Consider the following 26,046-nt stretch of genomic DNA (forward strand, 5'->3'; position numbering starts at 1 on the left):
CAATCGGTCCTTCAGTCCTCGGAGGAGTTGTTGTAGGCCAGGTCGATCAAGCCGTCGATATCGAGCTCGTCGATCGACTCATCGGTGACGGTCTGATCGGTGTCGTCCTGGCTGTCCTGCCCGTTCGTGAGCTTCATGAGGGCGTCCAGCAGGCCCGCGTCGCGGAGCCGGGCGAGCGGGATCGTCTGGAGGGCGTTGCGAATGCTGTTCTCCGACAGCTCCGTTGCCGGCTCCGAGTCCCGATGGCCGCCGAACTGGCCGGCCAGATATTCGGCCAGTGCCTGCGGTGACGGATAGTCGAACACCGCGGTCGCCGGCAACCGCAGACCTGTCGCGGTCGCGAGAGCATTACGGAATTCGACAGCGGAGATCGAATCGAAGCCCAGCTCGCTGAAGGGCCGGTCGGGTGCAATCACATTCGCATTCCGATGACCCAGAATCGCCGCGATCTGACCACGCACGATCTCCACCAGAACGCCGAGGTGTTCACCGTCGGGAGTGCTCGCCAACCGCGCCCGCAGCGCCGCCGACGCACCCGAGGCTGCCTTCCGACGCTGCGGGACCAGCCCGGAAAGCAGTACGGGCACTGCGGATCCCGCGCCACGCATGGCATCGAGATCCAGGCGGGCGAGGACGGGGGCCGCCGTGTCCAGCCCGGTCGCCGCGTCGAACAGCGCTAGACCCTGTTCCTGCGACAGCGGCAGCATGCCCGACCGGGACATCCGGCGCCGCTCGGCGTCACCGAGCTCCGCCGCCATACCGCCGTCCATACTCCACAGACCCCAGGCCAGCGAGGTGCCGGGGATCCCGGCTGCCCTGCGGTGCGCCGCCAGTGCGTCCAGGCAAGCGTTGGCCGCGGCGTAGTTGCCCTGGCCTGCATTACCGAATGCACCGGCCGCCGAACTGAACACGACGAACGCCCGCAACGGCAGCTCTGCGGTCAGTTCGTGCAGGTGCAGGGCCGCATCGACCTTCGGCCCGAACACCGCATCCATGCGGGCCGGAGTCAGCGAAGCGATCGCACCGTCATCGAGCACACCGGCCATATGGAACACACCTGTCAGCGGGTGGTCGGCAGGGACGCCGGCCAGCACCTGCGCCAGCGCGGCGCGATCGGCGACGTCGCACGCGACGAACTCGACCTCGGCACCGAGCTGCTGCAGCTGGTTCCGCAGTTCGGTTGCACCCGTGGCGGATTCACCGCGCCGACTCAGCAACAACAGACGGCGAACACCGTGCGTTGCCACCAGATGCCGGGCGAACAACCCACCGAGGAAGCCGCTGGCACCGGTGATCAGAACCGTGTCGTCCGGATCGAAGGAACCGGTCGCCGGAGCGTCGGTGGAGGCGACCCGGGCGAGTCGCGCGACATGTACCCGCCCGGCGCGGACGGCCACCTGTGGTTCCTCGGCAGCCAAAATCCCGCCCAGCAGACCGTCTATGCCGGAATCGCTGTCGATCAGCACGATCCGGCCAGGATGCTCCGACTGTGCGGCCCGAACCAGGCCGCCGACAGCGGCACCGGCCAAGTTCGAAATGTCCTCCCCGGCCACCGACACCGCGCCAGCGGTCCGAACCACCAGCACCGACTCGCCGAACCGAGGCTCGGCAATCCAGGACTGCAGTGCCTCCAGCACACCATGAGTAGCGGCACGAACGGTGGCGGGATCATTGCCCGCAGGGCAGTCCAGCACCACCACCTGCGGGACCTGCTCGCCCACGTCACCGAGATCCGCCCATGCCACGCCGGCGACCTCGTTCTCGGACACCGTGATCGGTGTCCAGCGGACATCGAAGACGGCTGTGCGAGTAATGGGTGTGCCCGTGGTGAGCTGTGCGGGATCGATCGGCCGGGACGCCAAGTGCCGCACCGTCGCCACCGCAGCACCGGTCGAATCCGCCAGATCCAGCGCGACTCCGCGTTCTCCGATGCGAGTGAGCCGAACCCGCAACGCATCGGCCCCCGCCGAGTGCACAGTGACACCGGACCACTCGAACGGCAACACCAGGCCGGTTTCCTCCGACGCGGTTTCGTCGGCAAAACGCAAGGCGTGCAACGCCGCATCCAGCAGCGCGGGATGGATGCCGAACCGTTCCGCGTCCGCTCGCGCCGTCTCGGGCAACTCGACCTCGGCGTAGAGCCCGTCGGATCCGCGCCAGACCGCTCGCAGCGCCTGGAACACCGGACCGTAGTGATAGCCCTGCGCGTCGAGGGCGTCATAGACACCGTCGATATCCACCGCGACCGCGTCCGCGGGCGGCCACGACACCAGATCCACTGCGGCACTGTCACCTTCCGGCGCAAGCGCGCCCTCGGCGTTCAACGTCCACGGCGCATCGACACCATCGTCGGAGCGGGAGAAGATCCGGACCCTGCGATGACCGGTCGTGTCCTCGGCATCGACCACGACCCGCACGGCGACCCCTGCCGAATCCGACAGCACCAGCGGCGCCCGCAATACCAGCTCCTCCAGCACCGTGCAGCCGAGCTGTTCTCCGGCGTGCAGGGCGAGTTCGACCAGACCGGTGCCGGGGACCAACACGGTGTCCATGACCGCATGGTCGGCCAGCCAAGGATGCGTCTGCACCGACAATCGGCCGCTGAGCGCGATCGCGTCGGACTCCGGTTGCGAAACCATGGCCGAGACCAGGGGGTGCCCGGTGGCCGCGAAACCCATCGACCTGGCGTCACCACCGGCGGCGGACCCGGCGGCCATCCAATAGCGCTGACGCTGGAAGGCGTAGGTGGGCAGGTCGATGCGCCGAGCTCCGGTACCGACGTACAGGCGGGTCCAATCGACGTGAGCGCCGGTGACGAACAACCCGGCAGTCCCGGCCACCACGGCGGACGCGTCCGCCTGGCCTCGACGCGCCAGCGCCACCACCGTCGGAGCCGCGGTCACCGTCAGCTCCTCGACGATCTGGTTGACCATCGGGAAGAGCACGGCGTCCGGTCCGACCTCGGCGAACCGGGATACACCCAGACCTGCCATCGCGACAACCGCGTCGGCGAACCGGACGGTGTCACGGACCTGACCGACCCAATACGCCGGATCGGTCATCTCATCGGTGATCCGGGCACCGGTCACCGTCGACACCAGCGGGATGCTCGGGCGACCGAACACCAAACCATCTATCGCCGAGGCGAACTCGGCCAGCATCGGCTCCATCGAGGCCGAATGGAAGGCGTGCGAGACCCGCAATCTGTGTGTCCGCCAACCACGCTCGGCGCACTTCTCGACTACCGCGAGCACATCGTCTTCGATGCCGGAGAGCACCACCGATGTCGGGCCGTTGACCGCCGCGATCGAGACCTCGCCGGACAGCAACGCCGTCACATCGGCCTCGGCGGCGCCGACAGCGACCATCGCCCCACCGGAAGGCAGCGCCTGCATCAACCGGCCGCGCGCCGCCACCAGCACACACGCATCCTCGAGCGACATCACCCCGGCCACCTGCGCGGCAGCGATCTCACCGATCGAGTGACCGGCCACGACATCCGCGCGTACGCCCCACGATTCGAGCAGCCGGAACAACGCCACCTCGAACGCGAACAACCCCGCCTGCGCGAACACGGTCTGATCGACCGAATCCTCCTCCGACAGCGCTACATCCAGCGATGTCTGCTGTCCCAGCAGCGGATCCAGCTGCGCGACAATCGCATCGAAGTGCTCGGCGAACACCGGATACACGGCACGCAACTCGGCCGCCATACCGGCCCACTGCGCACCCTGACCCGAGAACACCAGACCCGTCGAACCCGCCACCACCCGGCCGGACACCACACCCGGACGGGATTCGGCCCGGCTCAGCGCTTGTGTTCCGGCCCGCAGCGCGTCATGTTCGGTCGCGAACACCACGGCCCGGTGGTCGAACAGCATTCTCGAATCGACGAGTGAGAAGCCGACATCGATCGGGTCGTCCTCGTGGCCGCTCACCTGCGCTGCCAGGCGGGCGGCCTGATCGGCGAGCGCCTCTCCACTGCGGGCGGAGAGCACCCAGGGCAGCAATTCGCCGGCCGGAGCGGTCTTGACCACCCGAGCCGGGTCCACTGCGGGCGCCTGTTCGACGATCAGGTGCGCGTTGGTGCCGCTGAGGCCGAACGAGGACACCGCCGCACGACGCGGCCGATCCACCTCCGGCCACGCGACCGGTTCGGTCAGCAGCCGGACCTGCCCCTCGGACCAATCCACCTTCGTAGACGGCTGATCCACGTGCAGGGTCTGCGGCAGCAGCCCGTGCTGCATGGCCATGACCATCTTGATCACGCCACCCACACCCGCGGCAGCCTGAGCGTGACCGATGTTGGACTTCAACGACCCCAACCACAACGGCCGAGCGACATCCCGATCTCGGCCGTACGTAGCCATCAGCGCCTGCGCCTCGATCGGGTCACCCAGCGTCGTACCGGTACCGTGAGCCTCCACCGCATCGACGTCGACCGGCGAGACCCCGGCATTCGCGAGAGCCTGGCGGATCACCCGCCGCTGTGACGGGCCGTTCGGCGCGGCGAAACCGTTCGACGCACCATCCTGGTTCACCGCCGAACCCGCGATCACCGCGAGCACCCGATGACCGTTGCGCCGGGCGTCGGACAACCGCTCGAGCAGCAGCACACCCGCGCCCTCGGACCAGGCGACACCGTCGGCCGCGTCCGCGAAGGACTTACAGCGACCGTCCGGGGACAACCCCCGCTGGCGACTGAACTCGAGGAACATGTCCGGTGCCGACATCACGGCCACACCACCGGCCAACGCCAGGTCGCACTCGCCCGACCGCAGCGACTGCGCGGCCAGATGCAGGGCGACCAGCGACGATGAGCACGCCGTATCCACCGACACCGCAGGACCTTCCAGGCCCAGCGTGTAGGCGATGCGACCGGAGACCAGGCTGCCGCCGGCGTTGTTACCGGTGCCGGCGCCCTGGGCGTAGTCGTGGTACATCACGCCGGTGAACACGCCGGTCGAGCTGCCTCGCAGCACCGCCGGGTCGACACCGGCGCGTTCCAGCGCCTCCCAGGAAACCTCCAGCAGCACCCGCTGCTGCGGATCCATCACCGTCGCCTCGTTCGGGCTGATCCCGAAGAAGTCCGCGTCGAAATCGGCTGCGGAGTACAGGAATCCACCATGGCGGGTGTAGGTCTTACCTGCCTTGCCGGGCTCAGGATCGTAGATACCGTCGATATCCCAGCCCCGATCGTCCGGCAGCTCGCCGGTGGTCTCCCCACCGGACGCGACCAGCCGCCACAGATCCTCCGGCGACGCGATTCCACCCGGGTAGCGGCAGCCCATCGCCACCACGGCGATCCGGTCGTCGCCAACGCCTGTGCCGGTGGCGATTTCGATGTCCTGGCTCGTGCCGGTGAACTGGGAATCGATGAAGTCGGCGACGAGCTGCGGGTTGGGGTAATCGAAGATCAGCGTGGCCGGCAGTTGCAGACCGGTCGCGGTATTGAGCTTGTTGCGGAACCCGATGGCGCTCAACGAGTCGAACCCGAGCTGCTGGAAGGCCTGCTGGGGCTCAACGGCAGCGCCGGAGGCGTGCCCGAGGGTGTCTGCGGCAGTGGCCCGGACGAGCTCGAGCAGTGCGGCGGCACGATCGGTGTCGGAGAGCCCGGCCAGCCGCTGCGCGAACGCCCGACCAGCCGCGGTCCGAGTCGCCCGGCGCACGGGAGCGGGTGCGATCGCCCGCAGCAGGGCGGGGATCTGCTCGCCCCGGGTGCGCAGCACGGCCGCGTCGACTCGCAGCGCCACCACCTGGGCCGTATCGGCGGCGATCGCCCCATCGAACAACGCCAGGCCTTCGGCCTCGGTCAACGGCGGGAAACCCAGCCTCCGCATCCGATCGAAGTCGTCCTCGGACAGCTCGGCACCGAGGCCGGTCGACCGCGCCCACAGACCGTAATCAATTGCGGTAGAGGGCAATCCGAGATAGCGACGATGCGCCGCGAGGGCGTCGAGGAAGACGTTCGCCGCAGCATAGTTGGCCTGGCCGGCAGCCAGCACCAGCCCACCCGCCGAGGACAGCAGTACGAACAGCGACAGCGCGGCGTCGCGGGTGAGCTCGTGCAGATGCCACGCGGCATCGGCCTTGGGCCCGAAGACATTCCCGAGCCGGTCCGGCGTCATCGACTCGATCACACCGTTGTCAGCGATTCCGGCCGCATGCACGACGCCCACCAGCGGATGCTCGGCCGAGATGCCGTCCAGCAGTGCGGTGACCGCGGCCCGATCCGACACATCGCAGGCGGCGACCGCGACCTGCGCGCCGAGCTCCACGAGCTCATCGCGCAGCTTGGCGGCGCCGGGCGCACCCAGACCCCGCCGGGACGTCAGGAGCAGCTGGCGCACACCGTATTCGGTCACCAAATGCCGGGCGATCACCGCACCCAGACCGCCGGTCCCACCGGTCACCAGCACCGTGCCCGGCTCGAGCGGCCGAGCGACCGCAGCGGATGCGTGGCGGCCGAGGCGCGGCACCAGCACCGTCTGCCCACGCAGTGCGGCTTCCGGTTCCGCGGCCATCGCCGCGGTCGCGACAGAGATCGGATCGTGGTCGCCGTCCAGGTCCAGGAGCTGGAATCGACCCGGGTGTTCCGCCTGCGCGGCGCGCACCAGCCCCCAGACGGGCGCCTGGTCCAGCCGCACCGAATCCGAATCGGCGACGGCCACAGCGTGTCTGGTCGACACCACCAAACGGGAACCGGTGAAACGGGTTTCGGCCAGCCAACCCTGGACGGTGTCCAAGAGCCGGGTCATCACCCGGCGTGCGGCCTGCGGCGGCGCCGCGTCCTCGAATGGGCTCTCCAGCAGCACCATCTCGGGGACGACCGCGTCCGGGTTCGCATCCAGATCGGCGATCAGCTCCGCGAGATCACCGAAGCCCCGCACCGCACCGGAACTTCGGCCCCAGCCGAGCACCGCCAGCCGACCGGGCTCCGCCGGCGCCGCAGGCGGGGCAACAGTGCTCCATTCCACGCGGAAGAGGGATTGCGCGGCATGGTCGGCGCCCAGGCGATCGGCCGACACCGGCCGGGACACCAGCGCACCGACCGACAGCACCGGGTGCCCCTGGTCATCGGCCAGCTGCACGGTGAACTTGGTGCCGTCGACCACGATTCGGACGCGCACCGCGGCGGCGCCGGCGGAGTGCAACACCACGCGGTTCCAGGTGAACGGCAGGGCAGGGAAATCACCGACACCATCCCGAAGACCGTGCACGATACCGACGTGCAACGCGGCATCGAGCAACGCCGGATGAACTCCGAAGCCGTTGCCGTCCTGCGGATCCGGCAGCGCGACCTCGGCGAACAACTCGTCTCCGCGGCGCCACGCCGCCTGCAAACCCTGGAAGAACGGGCCGTAGCCGTACCCGAGGTCGAACAACTCGTCGTAGACGCCCGCGAGGGGAGTCGGCTGCGCACCCGCAGGCGGCCACACGGCCAGATCGAAATCGGCCGCCGTCTCGCCCGGTGTGAGAACACCTTCGGCGTGCAGCAACCACGCCCCCTCGGCGGTCTGCCGCGAATGCACAGTCAGCCGGCGGCGACCGGCCTCGTCGGCGCCGGCCACCACGACCTGTACCGAGACGCTGCCCTCGGCCGGCATCGTCAGCGGGGTATGCAGGACAAGCTCATCGACCACCTCGCAGCCCAGGACGCCGCCGACGTAGCTCGCCAGCTCGACGAATCCGGTGCCCGGCAGCAATACGGTGCCGAGCACGCTGTGGTCGGCCAGCCACTCCATGGAGTCCACCGACCACCGGCCGGTGAAACTCACCTCACCCGACTCCGGATGCGACATCATCGCACCAAGCAGCGGATGCTCCACCGCGTCCAGCCCGGCCGAGCCGACTCCGCCCAGTTCGGCTCCCAGCCACGACTTCGCCAGCATCTGCCGGGGATCGAGCCAGAACCGCTCGTGCTGGAAGGCGTAGGTGGGTAGGTCGATTCGCTGACCTCCGGCATGCAGACCGGACCAGTCCACGTCGGCGCCGGCCACGAACAACCCGGCCACCCCACCCAACACCATGGGCGCATCGGCCCGACCCCGACGCGCCAAGGGCACGATCGCCGGAGTCTCGGGCAGCTGCCCGGAGTCGAGGATCTGCGCGATCATCGGGCTCAGGACCGCGTCGGGGCCGACCTCGGCGAACCGGGACACACCCAGATCGACCATCACGACGACCGCATCGGCGAACCGGACCGTGTCACGAACCTGACCCACCCAATACGACGGAACGGCCATCTCATCCGTGACGCGCGCACCGGTCACCGTCGACACCAACGGGATGCTCGGGCGGCCGAACGCCAAACCCTCGATCACCGAGGCGAACTCGGCCAGCATCGGCTCCATCAGCGCCGAATGGAACGCGTGCGAAACCCGCAATCGGTGCGTCCGCCAACCACGTTCCACGCAGGTGTCGACAACGGCCTGGACCACGTCCTCGACACCGGACAGCACCACCGACGACGGACCGTTCACCGCCGCAATCGACACTCCATCGACCAGCAGCGGCCGCACATCACCTTCGGACGCACCGACAGCGACCATCGCGCCACCGGAAGGCAGCGCCTGCATCAACCGGCCACGGGCCGCCACCAGCACACATGCGTCCTCGAGGGACATCACCCCGGCTACATGCGCAGCGGCGATCTCACCGATCGAATGACCGGCCACCACATCCGCGCGCACACCCCACGATTCGAGCAGCCGGAACAACGCCACCTCGAACGCGAACAACCCCGCCTGCGCGAACACCGTCCGATCCACCAGGTCGGCGCCGACCAGCGCCGCACTCAGCGATGCCGATTGCCCCAGCAGCGGATCCACCTGCGCGACAATCGCATCGAAGTGTTCGGCGAACACCGGATACGCAGTCCGCAGCTCGGCAGCCATACCGGCCCATTGCGCACCCTGGCCCGAGAACACCAACCCCGTCGTCCCCGGCACCGCACGGCCGGTCACCACACCGGAAGCGGTTTCGGCGCGGCTCAGCGCCCGCACACCTGCCAGCAGACCCGCATGGTCCTCGGCCAGGACGACCGCACGATGGTCGAACACCGCACGCGTGGATGCCAGCGAGAAGCCGACATCCGCCGGATCCAGGTCGTGATCGGCGACATGAGACGCCAGCCGCTCGGCCTGACCGGCAAGAGCCTGCCCGCCGTGTGCGGAGACCGCCCACGGCAGCAATCCGCCGGCCGGAACGGCCACCACCGGCTCCGGCTCCACAGCCGGGGCCTGTTCGATGATGACGTGCGCATTCGTGCCGCTGATACCGAACGAGGACACACCCGCACGACGCGGCCGATCCGCGTCCGGCCACGCCACGGGTTCGGTCAACAACCGCACATGCCCCTCGGACCAATCCACCTTGGAACTGGGCGCATCGACATGCAGCGTCATCGGCAGCATGCCATGACGCATCGCCATGACCATCTTGATCACACCACCCACACCCGCCGCCGCCTGGGCATGGCCGATGTTGGACTTCAACGACCCCAACCACAACGGCCGATCCGCATCACGACCCTGCCCGTACGTAGCCAAAAGGGCTTGGGCCTCGATCGGATCACCCAACGTGGTGCCGGTGCCATGGGCTTCCACCACATCCACCTCGGTCGGCGCAATCCCCGCATTGGCCAGCGCCTGCCCGATCACCCGCCGCTGCGAGGGACCGTTCGGTGCGGTCAAACCGTTCGACGCACCGTCCTGATTCACCGCCGAACCGGTCATCACCGCAAGCACCCGATGACCGTTGCGCTGGGCGTCGGACAACCGCTCCAGCACCAGGATGCCGACACCTTCCGACCAGCCCACCCCATCGGCGGTGTCGGAGAACGACTTACACCGGCCGTCCGCCGACAGCCCGCGCTGCCGACTGAACTCCACGAACGTCTCCGGGGTGGCCATGACGGTGACACCACCGGCCAAGGCCAGATCACACTCACCCGACCGCAGCGAGGCCGCAGCCGAATGCATGGCCACCAAAGACGACGAACACGCCGTGTCCACCGTGACCGCGGGCCCCTCCAGCCCGAACACATACGAAACCCGCCCCGAGGCAATAGATCCCGCGTTCGCATTGGCTGGATAGTCGTGATACATCATGCCGACCCACACACCGGTCCGGCTGCCCCTCAACGAACCCGGATCGACACCCGCCCGCTCGAACGCCTCCCACGAAGTCTCCAACAGCAGAAACTGCTGCGGATCCATCAGCGCGGCCTCATTGGGGCTGATATTGAAGAACGCCGGATCGAATTCCCCTGCGGCATGCAGGAATCCGCCCTCACGCGTATACGCGGAGTTCGGCGTCTCACCGGTCGGGTCATACAAGCGTTCGGTGTCCCAGCCGCGATTCGCCGGGAACTCCGACGTCGCATCCGTCCCCGTCGCAACCAGATTCCACAGTTCCTCGGGCGAACCGACCCCACCCGGATACCGGCACGCCATACCCACGATCGCAATGGGTTCGTCGAGCTGGCGGTTGCGGGTCTGCGGCGCTGCGCGAACAGCTGTTGCCGAGCCATGGTGGTCGGCGAACTCGCCGGCCAGGAATTCGGCCAGCGCCTGGGGTGACGGATAGTCGAACACCAAACTCGCCGGCAACCGCAGACCCGTCACGGTCGCGAGGGCATTGCGGAACTCGACCGCGGAGATCGAATCGAAGCCCAGATCGCTGAATGCCCTATCGGGTGCGATCGCATTCGCGTTCCGATGGCCCAGAATCGCCGCGACCTGACCGCGAACGGTTTCCACGAGCACACCCAGGCGCTCGCTGTCGGGAGCAGCGGCCAAACGAGAACGCAGCGCCGTAGCGCCGCTCGAAGCCGTCCGACGGCGAGCGGGAAGCAGGCCGGACAGCAGGGCCATGGCAGACCCCGCGGTGCGGATGCCGTCCAGATCGAGACGGGCCAGCACGGGAGCGGCCGCGTCGATTCCGGAAGCAGCGTCGAACAGCGCCAGACCCTGTTCTTCCGTCAGCGGCAGCATGCCCGACCGAGACATCCGGCGCCGCTCGGTGTCGCCGAGCTCCGCGCCCATACCCCCGTCCGCGCCCCACAGACCCCACGCGAGCGACTGCCCGTTGCGCCCGGATGCCTTGCGGTGCAACGCCACCGCATCCAAACAGGCGTTGGCCGCGGCATAGTTGCCCTGCCCTGGATTGCCGAAGGTGCCGGCCGCCGAACTGAACAGCACGAACGCCCGCAACGGCAGATCGGCGGTCAGCTCGTCCAGATGCAGGGCGGCATCGACCTTCGGCCGCAAGACCGCGTCCATCCGCTCCGGGGTGAGTGCGGCGATCGCACCGTCATCGAGCACACCGGCCGTATGGAACACACCGGCGAGCGGACGGTCCGCGGGGATAGCGGCCAGCACCGCGGCCAGCGCATCGCGGTCGGCGACGTCGCACGCGGCGAACTCGACCTCGGCACCGAGCTGCTGCAGCTCGTCGCGCAGTTCGGTGACGCCGGGGGCGGATTCACCGCGCCGACTCAGCAGAAGCAGTCGGCGAACACCGCGCGTGGCCACCAGATGCCGGGCGAACAAGCCACCAAGATAGCCGCTGGCACCGGTGATCAGGACCGTGTCATCCGGGGCGAAGGGCGAGCCGGTGGCCGATGAGGGGGCCGCCCGGACCAGTCGCGCACCGAAGACCTGCCCGCCACGCACCGCCACCTGCGGTTCCTCGACAGCCAGAATTCCGCCCAGTAGACCGTCGATGTCGGAATCGCTGTCCACCAACATGATCCGGCCACGACTCTCCGCCTGGGCCGTACGGACCAGACCGGCCGCGGCAGCGCCGGCCAGATTCGTAATATCTTCCCCGGCAACCGATACCGCACCGCTGGTCCGGACTACCAACGCCGACTCGCCGAACCGCTCATCGGCAAGCCACGACTGCAGCACCCGCAGCACACCGTGAGTCGCGGCCTGAACCGTCTCCGGCTCATTACCCGCCGGGCAGTCCAGCACCACCGCGGCAGGCACCTCGTCACCCAGATCCGCCCACGACACCGCATCGATTCCGGTGCCGGACACCGAGATCGGTGTCCACTCGACCTGGAATACGGCGCTGCGCGCAACGGACGCACCGGTGCTGAGCTGCACGGGATCGATCGGCCGTGACGTCAGCTGCCGCACCGTCGCCACCGCGGCACCGGTAGAATCCGCCAGATCCACGGCCACGGCACGGTCACCCACCCGGGTCAACCGCACCCGCAGCGCGCCGGCCCCCGCCGCGTGCACCGTGACACCCGACCACTCGAACGGCAACTCCGGGCCCGCACCCTCGGCGCGCAGGTGGCCGGCCGGCCGCAGCGCATGCAGCGCGGCATCGAGCAGCGCCGGATGCAGCCCGAAGCCCTGGCCGTCCTGCGGGTCCGGGAGGGCGACCTCGGCGAACACCTCTTCGCCGCGCTGCCACGCCGCCCGCAGGCCCTGGAAGACAGGGCCATACCCGTACCCGGCATCGAGCAGCTCGTCGTAGACACCATCGACGTTCAAAACCTGCGCGCCGGCCGGAGGCCACGCCGCGAGATCCACGGCCGGCACGGCCGCGCTCGGGGCAAGCGCGCCTTCGGCATTCAGCAGCCACGACGACGCCGCATCGGCGTCCCCGTCCGGGCTGGAGAAAATCCGCACCCCGCGCCGGCCGGTCTCGTCCGCGGGATCGACCATGATGCGCACCGCGGCCCCATCGGACTCCGACAACACCAGCGGGGCCTGCAACACCAGATCGTCCAGCGTCGAGCAGCCGACCCGCTCTCCCGCGTACAGGGCCAGCTCGACGAATCCGGTGCCGGGGAACACCACGGTCCCCAGCACCAGGTGATCGGCCAACCACGGATGCGTCTGCACCGACACGCGACCGGTCAGGATCATCGCCTCGGAGTCCGGCTGCGATACCACCACCGAAACCAACGGATGGGCGGTCGCCACCAGACCCATAGCCCGGGCATCGCCGCCGACCGACCCCTCGGACATCCAGTACCGCCGACGCTGGAAAGCGTAGGTGGGCAGGTCGATTCGGCGCGCTCCGGTACCGGCGTACAGACCGGCCCAGTCGAGGTCGGCGCCCGCGACGAACAACCTGGCCAGGCCGGCCGGCACGGCGGACACATCGGCCTGGTCCCGGCGCGACAGCGCGGCCACGGTTGCGGCCGCGCCATCCCCGGTATCAAGGGTTTGCGCGATCATCGGGGTCAGCACGGCGTCGGGGCCGACCTCGGCGAACCTGGACACACCGGAACCAGCCATCGTGGCGACCGCGTCGGCGAACCGCACAGTGTCGCGGACCTGGCCGACCCAATACGCCGGATCCGACATCTCATCGGTGATCCGGGCCCCGGTCACCGTCGACACCAACGGGATACTGGGTCGGCCGAAGGTCAAACCCTCGATCGCCGAGGCGAATTCGGCCAGCATCGGCTCCATCAAGGCCGAGTGGAAAGCGTGCGAGACCCGCAATCGGTGTGTGCGCCATCCCTGTTCGGCGCACTGTTCAGCGACGGCGAGAACATCGGCTTCGATACCGGACAGCACCACCGACGACGGGCCGTTGACCGCCGCGATCGACATCGCACCGGCCACCAGCAGCGGCAGCACATCGAGCTCGGAGGCGCCCACGGCGACCATCGCGCCACCGGCAGGCAACGCCTGCATCAACCGGCCACGCGCAGCCACCAGCACACAAGCATCCGACAGCGACAACACACCGGCCACATGCGCGGCAGCGATCTCACCGATCGAATGACCGGCGACCACATCCGCACGCACATCCCAGGATTCGAGCAGCCGGAACAACGCCACCTCGAACGCGAACAGCCCCGCCTGCGCGAACACCGTCCGATCGACAAGCTCACCGTCCGCCAACGCCACGCTCAGCGAAACCGACTGCCCCAGCAGCGGATCCAACACGGCGACGATCGCATCGAAGTGTTCGGCGAACACCGGATAGGCGGTCCGCAACTCGGCAGCCATACCGGCCCACTGCGCACCCTGACCGGAGAAGGCGAAACCTGTCGACCCCGCCGCGGCACGACCGGTCACCACACCGGGTGCCTGCGTACCGGCGGCCAGCGCCCGGGCGCCAGCGAGCAGACCGTCACGGTCATCGGCCATGACAACCGCACGGTGCTCGAACACCGCACGGCTGGACGCCAGGGAGAAACCGACGTCGACCGGATCGTGGTCGCCCACATGCGATGCCAGGCGGGCAGCCTGAGCGGTGAGAGCCTCGGCGCTACGGGCCGAGATCACCCACGGCCGCGCAGCCGGTACCGAGGACGGGTCCGGAGCCTGGGCCACCACCGGCTCGGTCACCGGGGCCTGCTCCACGATGAGGTGGGCATTCGTGCCGCTGATGCCGAACGAGGACACACCCGCACGACGCGGCCGATCCACCTCCGGCCACGCCACCGACTCGGTCAACAACCGGACATGCCCCTCGGACCAATCCACCTTCGTGCTGGGCCGATCAACGTGCAGCGTCCGCGGCAGCAGGCCGTGGCGGATCGCCATGACCATCTTGATCACACCGCCGACACCCGCGGCGGCCTGGGCATGACCGATATTCGACTTCAACGACCCCAACCACAAGGGCCGATCCGCAGCACGCTCCTGGCCATACGTGGCGAGCAGCGCCTGCGCCTCGATCGGATCACCCAAGGTCGTACCGGTGCCGTGAGCTTCCACCACGTCCACCTCGTCCGGCGATACACCGGCATTGGCCAACGCCTGCCGGATCACCCGCTGCTGCGACGGACCATTCGGGGCGGAGAAACCATTCGATGCGCCGTCCTGATTGACCGCCGTACCAGCGATCACCGCAAGCACGTCATGACCGTTGCGACGCGCGTCCGACAACCGCTCCAGCACCAGCACACCGGCACCCTCGGACCACCCGACGCCATCGGCCGTGTCGGAGAACGACTTACACCGACCGTCCGGCGACAAGCCCCGCTGCCGGCCGAATTCGAGGAACATGTCCGGGGTCCCCATCACCGCCACGCCGCCGGCCAGTGCCAGATCGCACTCACCGGACCGCAGCGACTGCGCGGCAAGATGCAGGGCGACCAGCGAGGACGAGCACGCGGTGTCCACGGTGACCGACGGTCCTTCCAGACCGAACGCATAGGACACCCGGCCCGAAACCAAGCTGCCCGCGGCGCCGCTGCCGGTACCGGTGCGCTGGGCGTAGTCGTGGTACATCAGGCCGGTGAAGACACCGGTCGAACTGCCGCGCAGCACCGCCGGATCCACACCGGCGCGCTCCAGCGCCTCCCACGAGATCTCCAGCAGCAACCGCTGCTGCGGATCCATCATCGTGGCTTCGTTGGGGCTGATCCCGAAGAAATCCGCGTCGAAATCGGCGGCGGAGTACAGGAATCCACCCTGACGGGTGTAGGTCTTGCCCGCCTTGCCGGGTTCCGGATCGTAGATGCCCTCGATATCCCAGCCACGATCCGACGGCATCTCGCCGGTGGTGTCGGTGCCGGAAGTGACCAGGTTCCACAGGTCTTCGGGCGAGGCGACGCCACCGGGGTAGCGGCAGCTCATCGCCACCACCGCAATCGGGTCGTCGCCGGTGCGGACCCGGCTGATCACGGGCTTTTCGACCGCCGCGGTGCCGGTGAGCTGGGAACCGATGAACTCGGCGACAACCTGCGCGTTCGGGTAGTCGAAGACCAGCGTCGCCGGCAGTTGCAGACCAGTCGCAGCGTTCAGCTTGTTGCGGAACTCGACCGCACTCAACGAATCGAACCCGAGCTGCTGAAAAGCCTGTTGCGGCTCAACAGCATCCACCGACGCATGCCCGAGAGTCGCGGCGGCCACCGATCGGACGAGGTCGAGCAGAGCGCGCGCACGGTCCGCATCCGACAAGCCGGCCAGCTCGAGCGCAAAGGCCTGGCCCGCAGCGGTCCTGGTTTGCCGGCGGACCGGGGCCGGTGCCAACGAGCGGACCAGAGCGGGGATCTGCTCGCCCCGCGTCCGGAGCACCGCCGGATCGACCCGCAGCGCCACCAGCTGCGCGGTATCGGTTGCGATCGCGGAATCGAACAGCGCCAGACCGTCTGCCTCGGTCAGCGGGGGGAAGCCCTGCCTGCGCATCCGATCGAAGTCATCTTCGGACAGCTCGACACCGAGCCCCGACGATCGCGCCCACAATCCGTAATCCAAAGCCGTCGCGGGCAATCCCAGGCTGTGACGGTGTGCCGCGAGCGCATCCAAGAAGACGTTCGCCGCGGCGTAGTTCGCCTGACCGGCGGCCAGCACCAATCCGCCTGCCGAGGACACCAAGACGAACAACGACAGCGACGCATCACGAGTCAACTCGTGCAGATACCACGCCGCATCCACCTTGGGCCCGAACACATAATCGACCCGGTCCGCCGTAATCGATTCGACCAGACCGTTGTCCGTGGTTCCGGCCGCGTGCACCACACCCACCAGCGGATACTCAACCGAAATACCATCCAGCAACGCCGCCAGCGCCGACCGATCCGACACATCACACGCGGCAATGGTCACCTGCGCACCCAGCTCGGTCAGCTCCGCACGCAGGTCCGCAGCACCCGGTGCATCCAGGCCACGCCGAGACGTCAGAAGCAGATGGCGCACACCATGTTCGGCAACCAGATGCCGGGCGATCACCCCACCCAATCCACCCGTACCACCGGTCACCAGCACGGTGCCCGGCTCGGACAACCGAACGATCGAACCGGGCGCGTGACGGCGCAACCGCGGCACGTACGCGCTCATACCCCGCAGCGCGGCCTCCGGCTCGGTCGCGACGGCGGCCACCGCGGCGAGCGGATCACTGTCAGCGTCCAGATCGAGCAGCTGGAACCGGCCCGGGTGTTCCGCTTGCGCGGCGCGCAGCAGACCCCACACCGGCGCTTGGCCCAGATCCACCTGCTCCGCATCGGCAACGGCCACCGCATGCCTGGTCAGCACCACCAAACGCGAACCAGCGAAACGACTGTCGGCCAGCCAACGCTGGACGGTCTCGAGCACGCCCATCGCGACCCGGCGGGCGGCCTCCGGCGGCGCACCCTCGTGGGTGGGGCATTCGAGCAGCACGAGGTCGGGCACGACCGAGCCGGGGTTCGTGTCCAGATCGGCGATCAATGCCGCGAGATCACCGTCGCGCCCGCCGAGTACCGCCACCCGGTCCGGCTCGACGCTCGCCGTGGACGGCGCAGCAGCGACCCACTCGACACCGAAGAGGGCATCCGATACCCCATCTGCGCTCAGGCGATCGGCCGACACCGGCCGAGAGATCAACGCGCCCACCGACAGTACGGGTTGCCCCTGCTCATCGGCCATCTGCACCGCGAACCGGTCGCCCTGCAGCACGATCCGCACCCGCACCGCGGCAGCGCCGGCCGCATGCAGCACCACGCGGTTCCAGCTGAACGGGAGCGCCGGGAAACCCTCGACGCCGGCGCGCAGACCATGGACGATCGCGGCGTGCAGCGCCGCGTCGAACAGCGCGGGGTGGATCCCGAAACCCTTGGCGTCCTTCGGATCCGGTAGCGCGACCTCGGCGAACACCTCGTCACCGCGCTGCCACGCGGCCTGCAGCCCCTGGAAGAAGGGGCCGTAGCCGTAGCCGATATCGAGCAGCTCGTCGTACGCGCCGCCGACGTCCAGCGGTTGCGCGCCGGCCGGTGGCCACGCGACGAGGTCGAAGTCGGCCGTCCCCTCGCCGGGGACGAGCACGCCTTCGGCATGGAGCACCCACGGACCCGCGGCCGTCTGCCGCGAATGCACGCTCAGTCCCCGGCGACCGGCCTCGTCCGGGGCGGCCGCCACGACCTGCACGGCGACATCGCCGTCGGCCGTCAGGGTCAACGGAGTATGCAGAACCAGCTCGTCGACCACCTCGCAGCCCAGCAGGCCACCGACGTGACCGGCCAGTTCGACGAATCCGGTGCCCGGTAGCAATACGGTGCCCAGCACGCTGTGGTCCGCCAGCCATGCCACCGAATCCAGCGACCACCGGCCGGTGAAGCTCACCGCTCCCGAATCCGGGTGCGGCACAACGGCACCCAGCAGCGGATGCGCCGCCGCATCCAGCCCGACCGCGGTGACGCCGCCCAGTTCGGCACCGAGCCACGACTGCGCCAGCATCTGCTTGGCGTCGAGCCAGAACCGTTCGTGCTGGAAGGCGTAGGTGGGCAGGTCGATTCGCCGCGCTCCGGTACCGGCGTACAGACCGGCCCAGTCGAGGTCGGCGCCCGCGACGAACAATCTGGCCACCGCACTGGTTACGGTCACCGCGTCCGCGTGGCCGCGTCTGGTCATCGAAACCGCCGTGGCGTCGCTGAGAGTCTGGGCGACCATCGGGGTCAACACGGCGTCCGGCCCGACCTCAGCGAACCTGGAGACACCCGAACCGGCCATCGTGGCAACGGCATCGGCGAACCGGACCGTATCCCGGACCTGACCGACCCAATACGACGGGTCACCCATCTCGTCGACGACCTCGGCGCCGGTCACCGTCGACACCAACGGGATACTGGGTCGGCCGAAGGTCAAACCCTCGATCGCCGAAGCGAACTCGGCCAGCATCGGCTCCATCAGAGCCGAATGGAAGGCATGCGAAACCCGCAATCGGTGTGTCCGCCAACCGCGCTCGGTGCACACCTCGACAACAGCGACGACCGCGTCGTCGACACCGGACAGCACTACCGAGGACGGACCGTTCACCGCCGCGATCGACACCCCATCGACATCGGCCAGCAAGGGCAGCACGTCGACCTCGGACGCACCGACAGCGACCATCACCCCACCGGCAGGCAACGCCTGCATCAACCGGCCACGCGCAGCCACCAGCACACAAGCATCCGACAGCGACAACACACCGGCCACATGCGCGGCGGCGATCTCACCGATCGAATGACCAGCGACCACATCCGCACGCACATCCCACGATTCGAGCAACCGGAACAACGCCACCTCGAACGCGAACAACCCCGCCTGCGCGAACACCGTCCGATCGACAAGCTCACCGTCCGCCAACGCCACGCTCAGCGAAACCGACTGCCCCAGCAGCGGATCCAACACGGCGACGATCGCATCGAAGTGTTCGGCGAACACCGGATAGGCGGTCCGCAACTCGGCCGCCATACCGGCCCACTGCGCACCCTGACCCGAGAAAACCACACCCGTCGACCCCGGCACCACGCGGCCGGACACCACACCGGATGCAGGCGCACCCGCGGCCAGCGCCCGCACGCCCGCGAGCAGACCGTCACGGTCATCGGCCACCACCACAGCCCGATGCTCGAAGACACTGCGCGTCGACGCCAGCGAGAAACCGACATCGATCGGATCATGGTCGACCACATGCGATGCCAGCCGCGCGGCCTGAGCGGCCAGAGCCTCGCCGCTGCGCGCCGACAGCATCCACGGCACCGCCGGGACGGTCCGGACCTCCTGGACCGACTCGACCGCCGATACCGGGGCCTGCTCGATAATAAGATGTGCGTTGGTGCCGCTGATTCCGAACGAGGAGACACCCGCACGACGCGGCCGATCCACCTCCGGCCAGGCCATCGGTTCGGTCAGCAACCGGACATGGCCCTCGGACCAATCAATCTTCGTGGACGGCTGATCCACATGCAGGGTCTGCGGCAACAGCCCGTGCCGCATCGCCATGACCATCTTGATCACACCACCCACACCCGCCGCCGCCTGAGCGTGACCGATGTTGGACTTCAACGACCCCAGCCACAGCGGCCGATCCGCCACACGCTCCTGGCCATACGTGGCGAGCAGCGCCTGCGCCTCGATCGGATCACCCAGCGTGGTACCGGTACCGTGCGCTTCCACCACGTCGACATCGACCGGCGACACCCCGGCATTGGCCAAGGCCTGACGAATGACTCGCCGCTGTGAGGGACCGTTCGGCGCGGTCAAACCATTGGACGCGCCATCCTGATTCACCGCCGAACCGGCGATCACCGCAAGCACGTCATGACCATTGCGACGCGCGTCCGACAACCGCTCCAGCACCAGCACACCGGCGCCCTCGGACCAGGCGACACCATCGGCCTTGTCGGAGAACGACTTACACCGGCCGTCCGGCGACAGCCCCCGCTGTCGGCTGAACTCCACAAAGGTCTCCGGAGTCGCCATCACGGTCACGCCACCGGCCAAGGCCAGATCGCACTCCCCCGACCGCAGCGACTGCGCCGCCAAATGCATTGTCACCAGCGACGACGAACACGCCGTGTCCACCGTGATCGACGGCCCCTCCAGACCGAACACATACGAGATCCGGCCGGACGCAATGGATCCCGCGTTCGCGTTGACCGGATAGTCGTGGTACATCATCCCGGCGAAGACACCGGTCGCACTGCCGCGCAGCAGCGCGGGGTCGACGCCGGCCCGCTCGAACGCCTCCCACGAGGTCTCCAACAGCAGAAACTGCTGCGGATCCATCAGCGCGGCTTCATTCGGGCTGATATTGAAGAACGCCGGATCGAACTCACCCGCGGCATGCAGGAATCCGCCCGAACGCGTGTACGTGGTATGCGGTGTTTCCCCGGTCGGGTCGTACAGCCGCTCGGTATCCCATCCGCGGTTCACCGGGAACTCCGACGTCGCGTCGGTCCCGGTCACGACCAGCTGCCAGAGCTCCTCGGGCGATCGGACCCCGCCCGGGTACCGGCACGCCATGCCGACGATCGCGATCGGTTCTCCGTCGAAGGCTTTCGCGGCGGTGACCGCCACGGTGTGCCCGGTGCCGGTGAGCTCGTCGGTCAGGTGTGCGGCCAGCGCCTGCGGTGTGGGGTAGTCGAAGACGACCGCGGCCGCCAGCGACAGGCCGGTGGCGGTCTTGAGCCGGTTACGCAGCTCGACCGCACCCAGGGAATCGAAACCCAGGTCCTGGAAGGCACGATCGGGATCGATCGCGGACGCACTGTCGTGGCCGAGAACGGCCGCGATGTGGGTTCGGACGGTATCGAGCACCGCCTGCCGCTGCCGACCGGCGTCCAGACCCGAAAGCCGTTGCCGCAGACTCGACCCCACCGTCGAGAGCGCCGCGGACCGCCGCACCGCCGGCGCCAGTGCGCGCAGCAGCGGGGGCAGCAGCCCGGCCTCGGCCTCGGCGCGGATCGTGGCGGTGTCGACCGTGGCGATCACCGCGTGCGCCATGCCGCGTTCGAGCACCGCATCCCACCCGGCCAACGCCGGCTCGTCCTGGATCGCGGTGAATCCGGCCCGGCTCATCCGAGCCAGGTCGACCGCACCCAACTGCCCGGCCATACCGCCCGAGCGCGCCCAAGGACCCCACGCCAGCGACTGACCGGCCAGCCCGCGGGCTCGCCGGTAGGCCACCAGCCCGTCCAGGAAGGCGTTCGCGGCCGCGTAGTTGCCCTGCCCGGGACCGCCCACGGTGCCCGATATCGACGAAAACACCACGAACGCGGCAAGATCCAGGTCCGCGGTCGCCTGGTGCAGATGCCATGCGGCATCCACCTTCGGTGCCAGCACCGCATCCACCCGCTGGGTGGTCAAGGAGGCGATGACCCCGTCGTCGAGCACACCCGCGGCATGGATCACACCGGTCAACGGCCACTGCGCGGGGATGTCGGCCAGTAGCCCGGTCACCGCGTCGGCGTCGGTGACATCACACGCCACCACCCGCACCTGCGCACCCAATTGCTCCAGCTCGGCGCACAACGCCGCGATGCCCTCGACCCGAGGACCACGGCGACTCACCAGCAACAACGACCGTACGCCGTGCTCGGCCACCACGTGCCGGGCCACCACCGCACCCAAACCACCTGTGCCACCGGTGATCAGCACCGTTCCCGCACCGAAGGCGTCGTCGGCGGCCGATGGAGACGCGACGGGCGCAGGCCGGGAGAGCCGCGCGGTGTGGGTGATGCCGTCACGGAGGACTACCTGGGGTTCGCCCACGGCCACGACGGTGGCCGCGACGGACTGGTCGACGCCGGTGTCGGTGTCCACCAAGACGATTCGTCCCGGATCCTCGGTCTGCGCGGTCCGCACCAGGCCCCACACCGCGGCACCGGCGAGATCGGTGAGGTCCTCGTCGGCCATTGCGACCGCACCGCGGGTGGCGACCAGCAGTGTGCTCGCGGCGAACCGGTCCTCGGACAGCCACGCCTGTACCACCTCGAGGACGCGTGCGACCTCGGCGTGGGTAGCGGTCACCACGTCGGTGCCGGAGGCTTCGCTCCACCCGGACCCGGTCTCGACCACCACGACCGGCGGCACCGCCGCTTCCGGATCCAGCCGGTCCCACCGGACCGAACCCGAATCCACTGCGGGCGAATCCGATTCGACCGGCGACCACACCACTTCCAGCAACGGATCGGCCGCGCCGCCCGCACCCGCGGCGAGCTGCTCCAGTCGCATGGGCCGGGGTGTCACCGATCCGGACAACACCGGCTGACCCTGCTCGTCCGCCGCCCACAGCGACACCGACGATCCGGTGGTGGTCAACCGAACGCGCAGCACCGATGTCTCGGCCGCGTGCAGCGCGACCGACTCCCACGAGAAGGGCAGCACGACTTGCCCGGCCGCCACCGTGAACGGTGAATCATGCTGTCCCGCAGCATTATCGAGGACACCGGCCAGAAGTCCGGCCTGTAGTGCCCCGTCCAGCAGTGCCGGATGAATCCCGAATCCTTCGGCGCGCGCGCCACTATCGGCGTCGATGGCAATCTCGGCGAATACCTCGGCACCACGTCGCCACAACGCCCGCACACTCTGGAAGGCCGGACCGTACTCGTAGCCGCGTGCCGACAGGGCCGTGTACGCGGACGCGACATCGAGATCGGTCGCCGCGGCCGGCGGCCAGGTCTCCGATGCGGGCGCGGCCGTGTCGTCCAGGGTGGTCAGCTGCCCCCGCGCGTTCAGGACCCACTGACCGTCCGGGTCGTGCTCACTGCGCGAGTAGATCGAGATCGGCCGCTGCGCGAACTCCGGTCCTGGCCCGCCGACGACAACCTGGATCCGCACACCGCCCGAGGCGGGCAGCAGCAGCGGCGCCTGCAGCGTCAGGTCGTCGATCACCGGATATCCGGCTTCGGCACCGGCGCGCAAGGCCAGCTCGACGAAGCCGGTCCCCGGCAGGAGGACCAGCCCGGCGACCGCGTGGTCGGCCAGCCACGGCTGCGTCGCCACCGACAACCGGCCGGTCAGCAGCACGTCGCCGGACTTCGCTTCCGACACGACCGCACCCAGCAGCGGATGCCCCATCGCGCCAAGACCCACCGACTCGACACCGGCGGCACCGAGCGCGTGTTCGAGCCAGAAGCGACGGCGGTCGAAGGCATAGGTGGGCAGTTCCACCGGTGCCGGGTTCGGGTCCGCGAGCACCGCGTTCCAGCGCACCGGCACCGCCCGCACAGACAACCGCGCGACCGCGGCGAGGATCTCGGCGGGTTCGTCACGCTCGGGATGCAGCACCGCCACCGCGGTCGCCGCCTCGGGCAGGCACTCGGCTGTCATCGCCGACAGCACCGAGTCGGGACCAACTTCCACGAAGGTGTCCACACCGTCGGCCCAGGCCGCGGCCGCGGCGTCGGCGAACCGCACCGGCCGCCGCACCTGATCGACCCAGTACTGCGGCGAGCACCACAGGCCGGGATCCGCCACCGCCCCGGTGACGGTCGAGATCACCGGAATCCGGGGCGGATCGAAGCGCAGTGTCGCGACCACCTCGGCGAACCGCGCCAGCATCGGTTCCATCAACGAGGAATGGAAGGCATGGCTGACCCGCAACCGTTTGACGCGTCGCCCGCGCTCGCGCAGCTGCTCGGCGAGAACGTCCACGACCTCCGCACGACCGGAGATCACCACTGCCGCAGGGCCGTTTACCGCGGCCACGTCCACCCCGTCGACGCTGTCCAGCAGTGCGGTGATCTCCTGCTCACCGGCCTGCACCGCGAGCATCGCTCCGCCGGTGGGCAATTCCTGCATCAACCGGCCCCGCGCCGCGACCAACGTGCACGCATCGGCAAGGCTCAGCACACCGGCGACATGCGCGGCGGCGATCTCACCGATCGAATGCCCGAACACCACATCCGCGGTGACACCCCATGATTCGAGCAGGCGATACAGCGCCACCTCGACCGCGAACAGCGCCGGCTGGGTCAACCGGGTCTGCTCCAATTCGGTTCCGGAGCTGATCGCGTCGCGCAAGGAAAGCCCGAGCAGCGGATCCAGCTGCGCGCAGACCTGGTCGAAGGCCGCGGCGAACACCGGGAACCGGCCATACAGCTGCTGCCCCATGCCCGCCCGCTGGGAGCCCTGCCCGGCGAACATCACACCGACCCGCGACGCCGCGCCGGAACCGACGGCGACATCGGGACCCGGTTCGCCGGCCGCCACCGTGGCCAGTCGGCGCAGCAGCTCGGCCCGGTCGTCGCCCACGACCACGGCCCGATGCGCGAACAGCGTGCGAGTCGAGATCAGCGAATGCGCCACCTCGGACACCGACACCGCGGGATCGGCGGCCACGAACTCGTGCAACCGCGCGGCCTGCGCCCGCAGCGAGGCCTCCGACTTCGCCGACACCACCCACGGAACCGCAACCGCGACAGTGCTTTCCGAGCTGCCGGGGTGAGTGCCCGGCTCGGATTCGGCCGGTTCGCCGGCGGATACGTGTTCGAGGACGACGTGCGCGTTGGTGCCGCTGATGCCGAAGGAGGACACCGCGGCCCGGCGGGGCCGGTCCGCTGCCTCGGGCCAATCCCGCTTCCGGGTCAGCAGTTCGATCGCGCCGGTGGACCAGTCCACACGCGGGGTGGGCTCGTCGACATGCAGGGTCGGCGGCATCACCCCGTGCCGCATCGCCATGATCATCTTGATCATGCCGCCGACGCCCGCCGCGGCCACCGAGTGACCGATATTGGATTTCAGCGACCCGAGCCACAGTGGCCGCTCCGGATCACGGTCCTGTCCGTAGGTGGCGAGCAGGGCGTGTGCTTCGATCGGATCCCCCAGCACCGTGCCGGTGCCGTGCGCCTCCACCACATCCACGTCGTCGGTCGAGAGCCGCCCGTTGGCCAGCGCGGCGCGGATCACCCGCTGCTGCGAGGGGCCGTTCGGCACGGTCAAGCCGTTGGACGCGCCGTCCTGATTGATCGCCGTTCCGCGGATCACCGCCCACACTCGATGCCCGTGTCGCTGCGCGTCCGACAGCCGCTCCAGCACCAGCATGCCCGCGCCTTCGGACCAGCCCGTGCCGTCCGCCGACGCCGCGAACGACTTGCACCGGCCATCGGCCGCCAGCCCCCGCTGCCGAGAGAACTCCACGAACATCCCCGGCGAGCCCATGACCGTCACGCCGCCGGCCAACGCCATCGCGCACTCCCCCGAGCGCAGCGACTGGGCCGCCAGATGCACCGCCACCAGCGACGACGAGCACGCGGTGTCCACCGACACCGCCGGGCCCTCCAGCCCAAGCGCGTACGCCACCCGGCCCGACACCACGCTGCCGGTCGTACCGGTCAGCAGGTAGCCCCGCAGATCCACCGGACCCGCGTGCAGCAGATCGGCGTACTCCCCGTTCGACGCACCGGCGAAGACACCGGTATCGGATCCCCGCAACGTCGACGGGTCGATACCGGCTCGTTCCAGGGCTTCCCAGGAGGTTTCCAACAGGATCCGCTGCTGCGGGTCCATCGCCAGTGCCTCGCGCGGGCTGATCCCGAAGAACTCCGCGTCGAATTCCGCTGCGTCATAGAGGAACCCGCCCGAGCGCGTGTACGACTTCCCGCGCGCCTGCGGGTCCGGGTCGTAGAGCCCGTCCACATCCCAACCGCGGTCGACAGGGAACTCACCGACCGCGTCGACGCCCTCCGACACCAGATTCCACAGATCCTCCGGAGAGGCCACCCCACCCGGGTAACGACACGCCACACCCACCACCGCAATGGGCTCGAATTTCTGATCCTCGACTTCCCGCAGCCGCCTGCGGGTTTGGCGCAGATCGACCGTCAGGCGCTTCAGGTAGTCAAGGTGCTTGTTGTCGTCGGCCATCTCAGTT

General features: G+C 69.0%; 1 protein-coding gene. It reads right to left on the bottom strand.

All coding sequences use genetic code 11. The annotated features are described in order from the left end of the window. Positions 1–11: 11 nt before the first annotated feature. Entirely contained in the window at positions 12–26,039 is a 26,028-nt protein-coding gene (locus tag ACFQZZ_RS15225; protein ID WP_378679997.1) for an SDR family NAD(P)-dependent oxidoreductase, read from the bottom strand. Positions 26,040–26,046: the final 7 nt, after the last annotated feature.

The organism is Nocardia sp. GCM10030253 (assembly GCF_042675075.1).
In the GTDB taxonomy this organism is placed as follows: domain Bacteria; phylum Actinomycetota; class Actinomycetes; order Mycobacteriales; family Mycobacteriaceae; genus Nocardia.

Bases quoted from the DNA above. Each gene is read 5' to 3' on its own strand.
- ACFQZZ_RS15225 (WP_378679997.1), bottom strand. From the start codon at position 26,039: ATGGCCGACGACAACAAGCACCTTGACTACCTGAAGCGCCTGACGGTC.